11 protein-coding genes and 3 pseudogenes are annotated in these 12,485 nt (G+C 62.9%); 10 read left to right on the top strand and 4 right to left on the bottom strand.

Features of this window, described 5'->3' with window-relative positions; all coding sequences use genetic code 11:
• The first annotated feature begins 2 nt into the window (after positions 1–2).
• Genes AQUI_RS0104910 through AQUI_RS0104875 form a run of 8 tightly spaced genes read left to right on the top strand, consistent with a single transcriptional unit; the run spans position 3 to position 7,022 of the window.
• Positions 3–1,331: a TRAP transporter large permease gene (locus AQUI_RS0104910; RefSeq protein WP_027256515.1), complete on the top strand. Its 1,329-nt coding sequence runs from the start codon at positions 3–5 to the stop codon at positions 1,329–1,331.
• A gap of 10 nt (positions 1,332–1,341) precedes the next feature.
• A complete protein-coding gene (gene hisD, locus AQUI_RS0104905; protein ID WP_027256514.1) occupies positions 1,342–2,649 on the top strand; it encodes a histidinol dehydrogenase in 1,308 nt (435 codons plus the stop codon).
• Entirely contained in the window at positions 2,642–3,403 is a 762-nt protein-coding gene (locus tag AQUI_RS0104900) for an SDR family NAD(P)-dependent oxidoreductase (protein ID WP_027256513.1), read from the top strand. Before hisD ends, AQUI_RS0104900 begins: the two co-directional genes overlap by 8 nt.
• Positions 3,400–4,380 carry an alcohol dehydrogenase catalytic domain-containing protein gene (locus AQUI_RS0104895; RefSeq protein ID WP_027256512.1) on the top strand — a complete coding sequence of 327 codons (981 nt, stop codon included), beginning with the start codon at positions 3,400–3,402 and terminating at the stop codon, positions 4,378–4,380. Before AQUI_RS0104900 ends, AQUI_RS0104895 begins: the two co-directional genes overlap by 4 nt.
• A gap of 30 nt (positions 4,381–4,410) precedes the next feature.
• Positions 4,411–4,821 (top strand): universal stress protein, encoded by a 411-nt coding sequence (locus AQUI_RS0104890; protein WP_027256511.1) that lies wholly within the window; start codon positions 4,411–4,413, stop codon positions 4,819–4,821.
• Between the two features lie 37 nt (positions 4,822–4,858).
• Complete coding sequence (gene comD, locus AQUI_RS0104885) at positions 4,859–5,365, top strand: sulfopyruvate decarboxylase subunit alpha (protein ID WP_027256510.1); 507 nt, start codon at positions 4,859–4,861, stop codon at positions 5,363–5,365.
• Positions 5,362–5,916 (top strand): sulfopyruvate decarboxylase subunit beta, encoded by a 555-nt coding sequence (gene comE, locus AQUI_RS0104880; RefSeq protein ID WP_027256509.1) that lies wholly within the window; start codon positions 5,362–5,364, stop codon positions 5,914–5,916. Before comD ends, comE begins: the two co-directional genes overlap by 4 nt.
• Complete coding sequence (locus AQUI_RS0104875) at positions 5,916–7,022, top strand: alpha-hydroxy acid oxidase (protein WP_027256508.1); 1,107 nt, start codon at positions 5,916–5,918, stop codon at positions 7,020–7,022. The genes comE and AQUI_RS0104875 overlap by 1 nt, the downstream gene beginning before the upstream one ends.
• A gap of 733 nt (positions 7,023–7,755) precedes the next feature.
• On the opposite strand, the gene AQUI_RS31165 is transcribed toward AQUI_RS0104875, so the two are convergent.
• Positions 7,756–8,100 carry a hypothetical protein gene (locus AQUI_RS31165; protein ID WP_027256506.1) on the bottom strand — a complete coding sequence of 115 codons (345 nt, stop codon included), beginning with the start codon at positions 8,098–8,100 and terminating at the stop codon, positions 7,756–7,758.
• Here AQUI_RS31165 and AQUI_RS27200 point away from each other — a divergent pair.
• A pseudogene (locus AQUI_RS27200) lies at positions 8,051–8,806 on the top strand (IS91 family transposase); the annotation flags it as partial. The gene AQUI_RS31165 and the pseudogene AQUI_RS27200 overlap by 50 nt on opposite strands.
• Positions 8,807–9,459: 653 nt before the next feature.
• Here AQUI_RS27200 and AQUI_RS32420 read toward each other — a convergent pair.
• Positions 9,460–10,461, bottom strand: a pseudogene (locus tag AQUI_RS32420) (transposase); the annotation flags it as partial.
• On the opposite strand from AQUI_RS32420, the gene AQUI_RS0104845 reads away from it, so the two are divergent.
• Positions 10,447–11,579 (top strand): IS3 family transposase gene (locus AQUI_RS0104845; RefSeq protein WP_156916773.1). Its coding sequence is split into 2 segments (ribosomal slippage): positions 10,447–10,723 and positions 10,723–11,579, totalling 1,134 coding nucleotides; the frame shifts between segments, so codons are not numbered across the junction. The pseudogene AQUI_RS32420 and the gene AQUI_RS0104845 overlap by 15 nt on opposite strands.
• 23 nt (positions 11,580–11,602) lie before the next feature.
• Here the strand turns inward: AQUI_RS0104845 and AQUI_RS27190 are convergent.
• Entirely contained in the window at positions 11,603–11,962 is a 360-nt protein-coding gene (locus AQUI_RS27190) for a hypothetical protein (protein ID WP_084294284.1), read from the bottom strand.
• 219 nt (positions 11,963–12,181) lie between these two features.
• Positions 12,182–12,413: pseudogene (locus tag AQUI_RS27185) on the bottom strand (transposase); the annotation flags it as partial.
• Positions 12,414–12,485 lie beyond the last annotated feature (72 nt).

The following is a 12,485-nucleotide window of genomic DNA, read 5'->3' as shown; positions in this document are numbered from 1 at the left end:
GCATGCTGTGGAATTCACTCAATCAAACAGTCGAGCTGGGCTGGGACTTCTACCTTCCGGTGATCATGTTCGTAGGGCTGATCGCGCTGGCTGTGCCGGTCTGGGCCGCCATCGGTGCTGCGGCAATCACCATGCTGGTGATGTCGGGCGACCTGCCGCTCAGTGCCATCGGCGAGAGCCTGTTCACCGGCATCGACGCCTTTGCGCTGACAGCGGTGCCGCTGTTCATCCTGACAGGCGACGTGCTGGTCCGCACCGGGCTCAGCAAGAAATTTCTTGATGTTGCAGAGGCGCTGACATGCTGGACGCGCGGCGGCTTCGGCTCTGCCACGGTGCTGGTCTGCGGCATGTTCGCGGCGATCTCCGGTTCTGATGCCGCGGGTGCTGCGGCAGTCGGCCGGATGACCATCAACCGGCTGGTCGAAAGCGGCTACCCGCGCCCCTATGCCTGCGCGCTGGTGGCGGCAGGGGCCTGCACCGGCATCCTGATCCCGCCCTCAATCGCCTATATCATCATCGGCCTGGTGCTGGGCATTTCAGCCTCCACCTTGTTCCTGGCGGCGCTGATCCCGGGCCTTGCGATCCTGGTGTCGATTCTCGTCACCAATATCATCATGAACCGGCTCTATACCTATGAAACCGGCGGCAACATGGGGTTTGGCGAATGGCTGGGCAACCTGGGCCATTCGCTGAAATCCGGCTGGTATGCCTTTATCGTGCCGGGGATCATCTTTTATGGCATCTTCTCCGGCCGCCTGACGCCGACCGAGGCCGGCGCCACCGCAGTTGTCGTCACCATCCTGATGGGCTTCATTCTGGGCACTCTGAAACTGTCGGATTTTCCGGCCATGCTGGTCAGCTCTGCCAAGGTGAACGGGGTAATCCTGCCGATCATCGCCTTCTCCGCCCCGCTTGCAGAGGCACTGGCGGTCATGGGCGTGCCGCAGGGTTTTGTGACCGCGGTAACCGGGCTGACCGATGATCCGTCGCTGCTGATCCTCCTGATGATCTGCATCCTGATCGCCGCCGGCTGCGTGATGGAGACAACGCCCAACATCGTGATCCTGGCGCCGATCCTGAAGCCGCTGGCCGACAACATCGGCATGAACGAAATCCAGTTCTGCATCACGATGATCACCGCGCTGGGAGTGGGGTTCATCACCCCGCCGCTGGGCCTCAACCTCTTTGTTGTCTCCGGCATCACAGGCGAGTCCATCCTCAAGATCGCCGCCCGCGCCGTGCCCTTTGTTCTGACCATGCTGATCGTAGCGCTGCTGATTGCCTACCTCCCGGCACTTTCGACCACGCTGCTTCCTGATATCTACAAGTAGGACCCCCGAAATGACCCGTGAATACCTGAAGAAAGCCGCCCTGACCCCCAAGTCGGATGCGTCCGAGACCCACAAGATTGTCCAGGGCATCCTGAACGACATCGAGGCAGGTGGCGACGCCAAGGCGCTGGAGTATGCCGCCAAGTTCGACCGCTACGTGGGCAATGTGCTTCTGACGGACGAGGAAATTGAGGCGGCTTGCGCCTTGGTGCCGGAAAAACTGAAGGCCGATATCCGCTTCTCCCACGACAATGTGCGCCGCTTTGCCGAGCTGCAGAAAGGCACGATGCAGGATGTGGAAACTGAAATCTCCCCCGGCTTCGTCACCGGGCAGAAGGTCATTCCGGTGGACGCGGCGGGCTGCTATGTGCCGGGCGGGCGCTACAGCCATATCGCCAGCGCCATTATGACAGTGACCACCGCCAAAGTGGCCGGCTGCAAGCACATTACCGCCTGTTCACCGCCACGCCCCGGCGTCGGCGTTGCCCCTGCCATCGTCTATGCCGCCCATATCTGCGGTGCGGACAAAATCATGGCGATGGGCGGTGTGCAGGGGGTTGCGGCGATGACATTCGGCCTCTTTGGTCTGCCCAAAGCCAACATCCTGGTTGGACCCGGCAACCAATTCGTGGCTGAGGCCAAGCGCATCCTGTTCGGTCGCGTCGGCATTGACATGATTGCAGGCCCCACCGACAGCCTGATCCTGGCCGACAGCACCGCCGACGCCCATATCGTCGCCACCGATCTCGTCAGCCAGGCCGAGCATGGCTACAACTCCCCGGTCTGGCTGGTCACAGATGACCGCAAGCTGGCCGAAGAAGTGATGCGGCTGGTGCCGGGCTACATCGGCGATCTGCCGGAAGTGAATTGCGAAAACGCCACCGCGGCCTGGCGCGACTATGCTGAGGTGATCCTCTGTGCGGACCGCGAGGATATGGCGGCCTGTTCCGACGAATACGCGCCCGAGCATCTGACCGTACAGGCAGAGGATCTGGACTGGTGGCTGCAGCGGCTCACCTGCTACGGCTCGCTGTTCCTGGGCGAGGAGACCACCGTCTCCTACGGCGACAAGGCGGCGGGTACCAACCACGTGCTGCCGACCTCGCGCGCGGCCAGCTACACTGGCGGGCTGTCGGTCCACAAATACATGAAGATCGTCACCTGGCAGCGCGCCACCCGCGAGGGTTCCAAACCAGTGGCCGAGGCCACGGCGCGGATTGCCCGGCTGGAGGGGATGGAGGGCCACGCCCGCGCCGCTGATGTGCGGCTGGCCAAGTATTTCCCAAACGAAACATTTGACCTGACCGCAAATGGCTGACCCGCGAGCCCTGTTTGACCTGGCAGGCCGCACTGCCTGCATCACCGGCGCCAGTTCCGGACTGGGGCGGCGGGCGACGGTGGTTCTTGCGGCAGCCGGAGCGCAGGTGGTGGCGGTGGCCCGCCGGTCGGAGGCTTTGGAAAGCATCTGTGCTGAGATCGGGCCAAGCGCGGCTTATGCGGTGGCGGATGTGGCGGACCGCAGCGCGCTGAAGGCGCTGCGGGACACTGTCACGGCCCCCTTCGGGGCGCCGGACATCCTGATCCACGCGGCCGGTGTCAACACGCGTCAACCCGCAGATGAAGTGACGGCAGAGGGCTGGGATCAGACTCTGGCGCTGAATCTTTCGGCGCCCTTCTTCCTCAGCCAGGCCTTGGTGCCGGCGATGAAGGCGCGGGGCTGGGGTAGGATCGTCAACTTCGCCTCGCTGCAGACGGCGCGGGCGTTTCCCGGCGGCATTGCCTATGGCGCCAGCAAAGGCGGCATCGGCCAGCTGACCCGTGCGATGGCGGAAGCCTGGTCGCCCCATGGCATCACCGCCAATGCGATCGGACCGGGGTTCTTCCCGACTGAGCTGACACAGGCGGTTTTCGGCGATGAACCACGTGCGACTCGCAATGCGGCGCAGACCTGCATTGGCCGCAATGGCAGGCTGGAGGATCTCGACGGGCCGCTGCTGTTCCTCTGCTCAGAGGCATCTTCTTATGTGACAGGACAGATCCTGATGGTTGACGGAGGGTTCACTGCGAAATGAAAGCCTTGGTTTATGAAGGGGTTGAGACGCTGTCGTTCCGCGACGTGCCGATGGCGGCGGGCCGGTCAGGCGAACATCTGATCCGCATCCAAGCCTCTGGCATCTGCGGGTCCGACATGCATGCCTATCTCGGCCACGACAACCGCAGGCCCGCACCCCTGATCCTGGGGCACGAGGCAGCGGGTGTGATCGAGGACGGCCTGCAGGCAGGCCGCCGGGTGGCAATAAACCCGCTGGTGACTTGCGGCACCTGCACCGCGTGCGCATCGGGGCGCGAGAACCTCTGCGCCAGCCGCCAGATAATCTCAATGCCGCCGCGCGAAGGGGCCTTTGCCCAGTTTGTGGCAATGCCGGACAGCAACCTTGTCACCGTGCCGGACGAGGTGCCGCTGGAGAAGGCCGCACTGGCAGAGCCGCTGGCGGTCAGCTGGCACGCCGTCCGTCTGGCGCTGGAGGCGCTGCATCCTGAGATGGAACGCCGCGCGCTGGTGATCGGCGGCGGCGCCATCGGACTGGCGGCAATCCTGGCGCTGCGGGCAATGGGGGTGGCGGACGTCGCCATCCAGGAACCCAACGCAGCGCGCCGGGCCTTCCTGGCGGACCGTTGCGGCCAGCAGGCAGTTTCCGAGTTTCAGGGCACGGTGCCGCTGGTGGTGGACGCGGTGGGCTATGCCGCCACCCGCGCTGCCGCCTCAGCAGCCGCCGCGCCCGGCGGAGTGATTGCCCATGTCGGCTTGGGCGAGGACACCGGAGGTTTGGATATCCGTCGCATGACGCTGCAGGAAATCACCTTTATCGGCACCTACACCTATACCGCGCAGGACTTCCGCGACACCGCGCAAGCGATCTTTGACGGCCGCCTAGGCCCGCTGGACTGGCCTGAGCAGCGGCCGCTGTCAGACGGCGCCGCTGCCTTCCGCGACCTGCGCAGCGGCGCGGTGGCCGCGCCCAAGATCATCCTCGACCCCTGGGCCTGAACCCGCGCCCCAAACAAACGGAGATCAACCATGTATGACAATATCCTGGTTCCCATGGCCCTGGATCACGGGGTGTCCGGAACAACGCTGAAGGCCGCCGCCACCCTGTGCAGCCCCGGCGGGCAGATCACCGCGCTGCATGTCTATGAGCCGCCGCACAGTTCGGTCACCGCTTACCTGGACGAAGACACCGTGCGCGAAGGCTTCGAAAAAGCCCGCCAGGCACTGGCCAGTAAAACCGCAGGCCACGGCAATGTCACGGCAGAGATCGTCAAGGGCCGGTCCTACCGCGCCATCGTCGAATACGCCGAACAGCACGGCATGGACTGCATCGTCGTGGGCTCCCACAAACCGGGCCTCAGCGACTTTTTCCTCGGCTCGACAGCCGCCCGCGTGGTCCGCCACGCGCCCTGCGCGGTGCATGTCTGCCGCACCTCCTGACCCCGAAACAAGACTTCCGAAGCAAAGGCAACCGACTATGAATATCGACAAGAGGATCGCTGACGATCTGGCAGCCAACGGCGTCTCCTTCGTCACGACCGTGCCCTGCAAGCAGCTGGCCGGCGTGATCGAGGAGATCGACCAGCGCGACGACATCTTCCATATCCCCTCCAACAAGGAGGATGAGGGCATGGGGCTGTGCGCCGGCGCCTGGATGGGCGGCAAGCGCCCGGCCATCATCATGCAGAACACCGCCATCGGGGTCACCATCAACACGCTGGCGACGCTGATCCAGTACTACCGGATGCCGCTGCCGATGCTGATCTCCTACCGCGGTGAGCTGCGCGAGCCGGTGGCCTGCCAGGTGGAAATGGCAGTGCATACCAAGGCGCTCTTGGCGCAGCTCAACATCCCCACCTACCACTTCCACTGGCAGAAGGACGTCGAGGAGCTGGACAACATCCTGAAATACACCTTCATGTGCAACAAGCCCGTTGCCATCCTGACCGACGCCAACTTCTGGGGAGGCTATGGCGACCAATGATCCGTTCCGAAATCCTGAAAGAGATCGCACCCATCCTGCGCACCCAGCTGGTAGTCTGCAACATTGGCATTCCGTCACAGGAGCTGCATGCAATCGATGACCAGCCCAGCAATTTCTACATGCTGGGCACCATGGGGCTGGCCTCCTCCATCGGGCTGGGCCTGGCGCTGGCGCAGCCGAAACCGGTGATCGTGATCGACGGCGACGGCTCGATCCTGACCAACCTCGGCACCCTGCCCACCATCGGCAACAACGCGCCCGGCAATTACATCCTGATGATCATCGACAACGGCTCCTATGGCTCCACCGGCGATCAGCCGACCTATACCAGCCAGCGCACCGATCTGGCCGCCATGGCCCGCGCCGCCGGCTGCACCCGGGTGGTGGAGGTGCAGGACAAGGACACCGGCCCTGCGCTGGAGGAGGCGCTGGCCAGCGGCGAGGCCACGGTGCTGGTGGTCAAATGCGACAGCGGCAACGCCAAGATGCCGGTGATCACGATGGACCCGGTGGTGATCCGCGACCGCTTCATGAAGGCTGTGGCCGGCTGATGGGCGCAGGCGCCATCCATTCCGCTGAGGACGCCCGCCGCCTGGCCCGGCGGCGGCTGCCCTGGATGGTGTTTGACTATATCGACGGCGCCGCCGGGCAGGAAGCCGGGGCGGCGCGCAACCGCGCCGCCCTGGATGCCATTACCCTGCGGCCCCGCATCCTGCGGGATGTCAGCCAGCGCTCTCTGACCACCCGGATTTTTGGCGCTGAGGCAGACCGGCCCTTTGGGATTGCGCCGATGGGCATGTGCAACCTGTCGGCTCCCGGCGCCGATTTGATGCTGGCGCGGCTGGCCGCGCGCTACCGCGTGCCGCATGGGGTCTCTACCGTGGCCTCCACCCCGCTGGAGCAGATCATCGAGACCGCAGAGGGATACGCCTGGTTCCAGCTCTATTTCAGCGGCGACGGCAGCAGCGCCTTTAAACTGGCCGAGCGCGCCAGGGCCGCCGGTTATCAAACCCTGGTGCTGACAGTGGACGTGCCCGAAGTCGGCCGCCGCCCGCGCGAATTGCGCCATGGCTTCAAAATGCCGTTCCGCATCGGCCCCCGCCAGTTCATCGACTTTGCCCTGCACCCGCGCTGGTCGCTGGCCACCCTCCTCAAAGGGAAGCCGGGAATGGCGAATTTTGAGAGGGAAGGCTACGACTTCGATCGCACCGAAAGCCGCGCCCGCGCCACCTGGGACACGCTGGCACGGCTGCGCGATGCCTGGCCTGGAAAACTGGTGGTGAAGGGTGTTCTGGATGTTGAAGATGCCCGCATGCTGGTTGCGGCGGGCGTTGATGCGATCCAGGTCTCCAGCCACGGCGCCCGCCAGTTGGAGGCCGCACCGGCCCCGATAGACATGCTCGCAAAAATCCGCGCGGCGCTCGGACCGGAGTTCCCCCTGTTCTACGACAGTGGTCTGCGGTCGGGTGAGGACGTCCTCAAGGCGCTGTCCGCCGGAGCGGATTTCACGTTCTTCGGGCGGATCCTGCAATTTGCAATCGCGGCGGGCGGCGAAGCAGGGCTGGAACATCTGTGGGAAGCCCTGGGCGAAGAATTGAGCATCGCTATGGCACAGACGGGGCTGACCTTGTTAACCGGTGGCAGTTTGCAGAGTTAGTACCGACGCAAATCAACTAAATTCCCGCCTATGATAACGGTCTTTAGCAACTTGGGCCTGGCGTGCGGCTCCTGTGTTGCAAGCCTGTTGGCAAGGACGTTGCTTTCGGACAAAGACTTGGCCAATGAGTTGGCCAAACTGAGGCAAAGGTTTAAACTCTTGCCCTTTTGGTATCGTCGGAACGATGCTGGTCCCTTCACGAGAGGCCAAGTGAGAGCGTACCCCAACATCCGAATTTTCGCGTTTTGCAGTATTCGGGCTGAGGCAGGTTGGGCTGGAGCCAGCTTTTTTGTATCGCAGAGCAACGCCCGACTTCGGTAGCGCCTGAATGTCGGCTTCCGGCATCCGATCTGAAAGGCTCGCGTTTGCAGCAATAGTTAATTTCCCGCCCTCCCTGCTTTTCGCTGCAGACGCAAAGCGCGCAAGCACTAAATCGCTCCGCGATAGGGGTTCTGTGTGGCGGGCGTTGCGCTGAACCGGGATGTGTTTCGCGGTTTTCGATGTCGGGTGTGTGCTGTTGGCCGAGGTGATTTTGCCTCGGTTGACAGAGGGTTTTGCCATGACCAAGCAGCCCCCTGCACCGGCGGCATCCCTTCGGGCGCGCATGATCGCGGATAGGCCGGCACGCAATCTCGGACCGGCATCGCCGACCAGCCGCCTGCGGGCCTGCAAGCGGTTTGCCTCCTGGCTCGGGCGATCTCTGGAGACAGTCTCACCGGATGACGTGAAGCACTTACAGCTGCATCTGATCGAGACCGGGACCAGCATTTGCACCCGCAACCAAACCATGACCGGGGTGAAGTTTCTGTTCCGGGTCACCCTGCGGCGGCAGGATCTGGCAGCCGAGGTTTTCCGCCTGAAGGAACCGGTGAAAGTGCCGCTTGTGCTGAGCCGCAACGAGGTCAGGCGCATCCTCGCCATGGCGCCCGGCCTGAAGGCGCGCGTAATGCTGTCGCTCGCCTATGGCTGCGGCATGCGCGCGGGCGAGGCCGTCCGGCTGAAGGTCGGCGACAACGTGCCGGAGGCGCGTCTTCGACACGGCGGGCTCGGCGATGACGCACCACCCGCATGTCCACATGATCGTGCCCCCCTCTCGGCAGATTGCTGCGCAATCGCCTGCCAGGCAGTGGGACGGCGGCCTGTCTGCGGACGGTGCGCGGTGGATCGCCTGCCGCGGGAACTTCTTCCTCTCCGTCCGGGTGCTGTCCCGCCTCTACCGCCGCTTCATCCTCGGCGGGCTTGCGGATCGCGCGGCCTTCGACGCTTTCCTGCAACCGCTGCGCAGGATCGGTTGGGTCGTGTATGCCAAGGAACCCTTCGCCGGACCCAGGGCAGGGCTGGCATACCTGTCGCGCTACACCCACCGTGCCGCGATCTCCAACAGCCGCCTGATCCGCATGGACGGCCGGGGCCTCACCTTCCGCGTCAAGGATTACCGCGTCCACGGCCCCGGGCGGCAAACCAGCATGACCCTGAAGGCCGGCGAGTTCATCCGCCGGTTCCTGATCCATGTCCTGCCCAAGGGGCGGCATCGCATCCGCCACTACGGCTTCTTCGGGAATGGCAACCGTGCCGCCAATACCGCCAGGATCCGGGAACGGCTCGGGGCCGGGCAGTCAGATCCGGGTCTCGCGCACGATGGCACGGCCGGTGACGCCGAGGCACCCGCCCGCGTCCTCGCGCTGCCATGCCCCTGCTGCGGCGGGCACCTGATCATCATCGAAACGTTCCCGCAGGAACACCAGCCCAGGGCGCCGCCAGGAACAGCGAGGGCTGCCGCATGACACGCGCGCCAAAGACCGAAAGTCCAATCGCCGCTGCTCGCGATACCGCTTGCGGCCAATCCGGCATGCCCGCAACCCGGATAGGAGAGGTGAGAAAGTTGCCGAGCCCCGCGAGGTGCGGCGCATGCCCCTCAAAGCTCACAGCATCCATGCAGAAGCTGCCTGCGACGAGCGCAGTTGGCCCAACCTGCAGAACAAGAACCAAGGCAATCAACCGCTTCAAACCCCCATAGAGCCAGCTGGCCTGCCCAATTCCAGCACCGCGATTTCCCGCTTGCGCGCTTCTCCGACGCCAGGCAAGGCCGCGCATCACTCAAACGTCGCGCGTGGCGTCCGAAAAACCTGTAGCGAAGCTGCCGTTAGCTGTGCACTATCTTAGGTTTATATGATTGTGGAGAGGGCAGGTAGGATACGGCGGTTGCCTGCTCCCGCAACCAATGTTTCCGACCAAGCCCCTGCCAACAGCGGGTGCTTCGTTGATTCAGGCTGCCCCAAGGCCAGGATCGGTGCGAGTTCCCCAACAAGTTCAAGATCATGACCGCCGGCACATCGCCCGCACTGAAAACTGCCCGCGATACATGGCCACGAACGCGTATCTCACTTTGCATCCCTGGCGAAATACGCGGTGACTTCCTAAGAAACAGCCGCTTCCGGGGGCCAGGGGCTAATGAATATCCCAACGTTCTGGCGCGTCGCCGCAGGTTGGTCAAAACACGTTGCCGATGACGTTCGTCGTAGGCGGCCGCACCCTGATCCTGGTATGACATCCCGTCCCGAATGGCATTGTAGAACAAAACAGCGATCTTGCGGGCTGTCGCCGTGACCGCCTTCTGCTTGCCGATCCGTGATGACAGCCTCCGATAGAACGCGCCCAAGGCCGTGTCGCTTCGACCGATCGTCGTGGCCGCCAGGCGCAAGAGTGCCGCTGCACGGCTGGAGGACCGGCGTGTTCGCGAGGATAACAGCTTGCCGCCGGAGATCTTGTTTCCTGGAGCCAAACAAAGCCATGAGGTGAAGTGCTTGGCGCTCTTCCATGCCCTCAGGTCCGTGCCGCATTCGGCGATCAGCTTCAGAACCAGTGATGGCCCGAGACCGTGGATCTGTGTCAGATCCATGCCCAGCACCCCGTAGAGAGCAGCCCGCACATCGAAGGCAGGTGCATTGTGCTGCTTGCCCTTGATCCGCGCCTTGGGCAGCGGCGCCAGCTTCCCCCTGGCTTTGATGGTCAGCGCCGCCACGGCGGCCTCCAACTTGCCGTCGCAGTCTTCGATCCTGGCCTTGTAGAAATCGTACAATTCCAATGATTGCGTCAGGGCAAAAACGTGTTCACCCCGGTCATTGCCGACCAGCGCAGCCTTGATCGTGTCGATAGAGGATTTGCAGCGAATATCCCGGAATGCGGCGAGCACCTCCGGATCACGTTCGCCGACGACAATGGCGCGGATGATCCGCATACCCGTCGCGCCTGTGATGCCGGAGACGACATGATGCAACTGAAGGTTCATCTCCATCAGCGCCTTCTGCATGTGCTGGATATGGGCGGCCGCATACTCGGTGAGCCGTTCCCGTTGGTGCATGTCGGCAAGCAAGGTGGCGATCTCGGCGTCGGGCCGGAAACTACCGCGGAGCAGCCCATAGGAATGCAACTGGCGCAGCGGCGGAACTTTACAGATCAGTTTAAAGCCAAGGTTGCGCTTGAGGCGCTGCGCGGTGACAAGACCGTTCAGGAGATCGCAGCGAAGCATCAGCTGCACCCGAACCAGGTCAGCACCTGGAAGCGGCAGGCCATTGATGGGATGGCGGACGTGTTCTCCGGTGGTAAGCAAAGCGGCCCAACGGAAGCGGAGGTCAAAGAACTGCATGCCAAGATCGGGAGGTTGGCAGTCGAGAATGATTTTTTGTCAGAAGGGCTCAAAAGGTGAGCCCCGGCAAGAAGCGCGCCATGATCCGTCGCGATCACCCGAAGCTCAGCATCAGCCAGCAGTGCAAGCTGGTTCAGCTCAGCCGCTCCGGGTTCTATTACACGCCGACCGGGATCAACCCTGACACGCTTGCGATGATGAATGAGATCGACCGCGTGTTCACGAAGTATCCGTTCTTCGGGTCGCGCCAGATCGCGGCATATCTGCGCTGGGAAGGCAAAACTGTTGGGCGCCATCGCGTGCGCCGCCTGATGGCCAGGATGGGTCTTGAGGCGATTTACAAGCGGCCGCGAACCAGCCAGCCGCATCCGCAACACCCGATCTTTCCGTATTTGCTGAGAAAGAAAAAGATCGACCGGCCCAACCAGGTCTGGTGCGCCGACATCACCTTCATCCCGGTGAAGCGCGGCTTCCTCTATCTGGTCGCAATCATGGATTGGGCCACGCGCAAGGTGCTAAGCTGGCGGCTGTCGAACACGATGCACGCGGACTTCTGCGTTGACGCTTTGAAGGAGGCCATCGCCAAATTCGGTCCGCCCGAGATCATGAATACCGATCATGGCTCCCAGCTCACCGGATTGGCTTGGATCACTTCACTGACCGAGGCCGGGGTGCGTATCTCGATGGATGGCCGCGGACGGTACATGGACAACATCTTCATCGAACGCCTGTGGCGGTCCCTGAAACAGGAAGCGGCCTATCTCGAGGAAATCCAGGACGGCTTTCAGGCCCGGCGGGTCATCAGCAACTGGATGGCATTTTACAACACCGAACGGCCCCATTCTTCCCTTGAGCGCAGAACGCCGAAGGAGGCATATTGGCGCGGTCGAGATCAGAAATTGGCGGCATGAAAACTAACCGGATACACCTTAGATCAGCCGCTGACCTGTCCAGAAAACCGGGACCACTTCAGACAGATGCCTGCGCATCGTATCATGGCCCCGCGCGCGGGACCGTGGCGAGTGATCTCGAAGCCATGAGCCTCAAGGATCTCGAAAGCCGGTATCCGGTAAACGCCGGTCGACTCCATGGCCACGCTGGTAACACCGGACGACCGAAACCAGGCGGCAAGGTTGTGCAGATCCCGGGTAAACGTCCCGAAGGCGCGCACCGGCATAGCGTCAGCGTCGGGGTTTACAGCAGCCATGTGCATGGTCGAGCCGATATCAATCGCCGCCGCACAAGGATTGACCATCGTCAGGTCCGGGTGGCCGCCGGTCTTGGGCTTTGTCATGGCATTTCCTCCGTTCAAGGCGAAGGGCGTGGACCATACAAGTTCATCATCTTCCTAACCGGGATCGCCACGACAGCGGCGACACCACTCCCAAATGCGCATCAGCCCATGTGTCACGTTTTTTAACGGGGTCCAGCCCACCAATAAGCCATCGGCAACTGCCCTTCGAGTGAAGCGTATCACAGGCTGTTGCTACCGCGCACAGGCGGGCTGCGGCCCAGAACGGTTTTTTAGGATGTTGCGCTCCTCTGAAGCGCGCCAACTCCTTCTTCAGGCGACGGATCTCGGCGTCCTTCTCAACCTCCCCGGACGATGCTTTCGCAAACTGCCGTTTCCATGCATAGAGGGAGTGCTGACTGACCCAAAGACGCTCTGAAACCTCTTTGACCAGGTAACCCCGCCGGGTAATCTGCACGACAGCATCCCGCTTGAAATCGTCGCTGCTCATCATGGTCTCCTTGCCTCAAAGTTAGGGAAGAAGGCGCCCACTAACCATGGGGCTATTCAAAGCGCCATTTCGCGG

The organism is Leisingera aquimarina DSM 24565 (assembly GCF_000473165.1).
GTDB classification, from domain to species: Bacteria; Pseudomonadota; Alphaproteobacteria; order Rhodobacterales; family Rhodobacteraceae; genus Leisingera; species Leisingera aquimarina.
The sequence above is the reverse complement of the archived record's forward strand: the minus strand, read 5'-3'. Positions and strand labels throughout refer to the sequence as shown.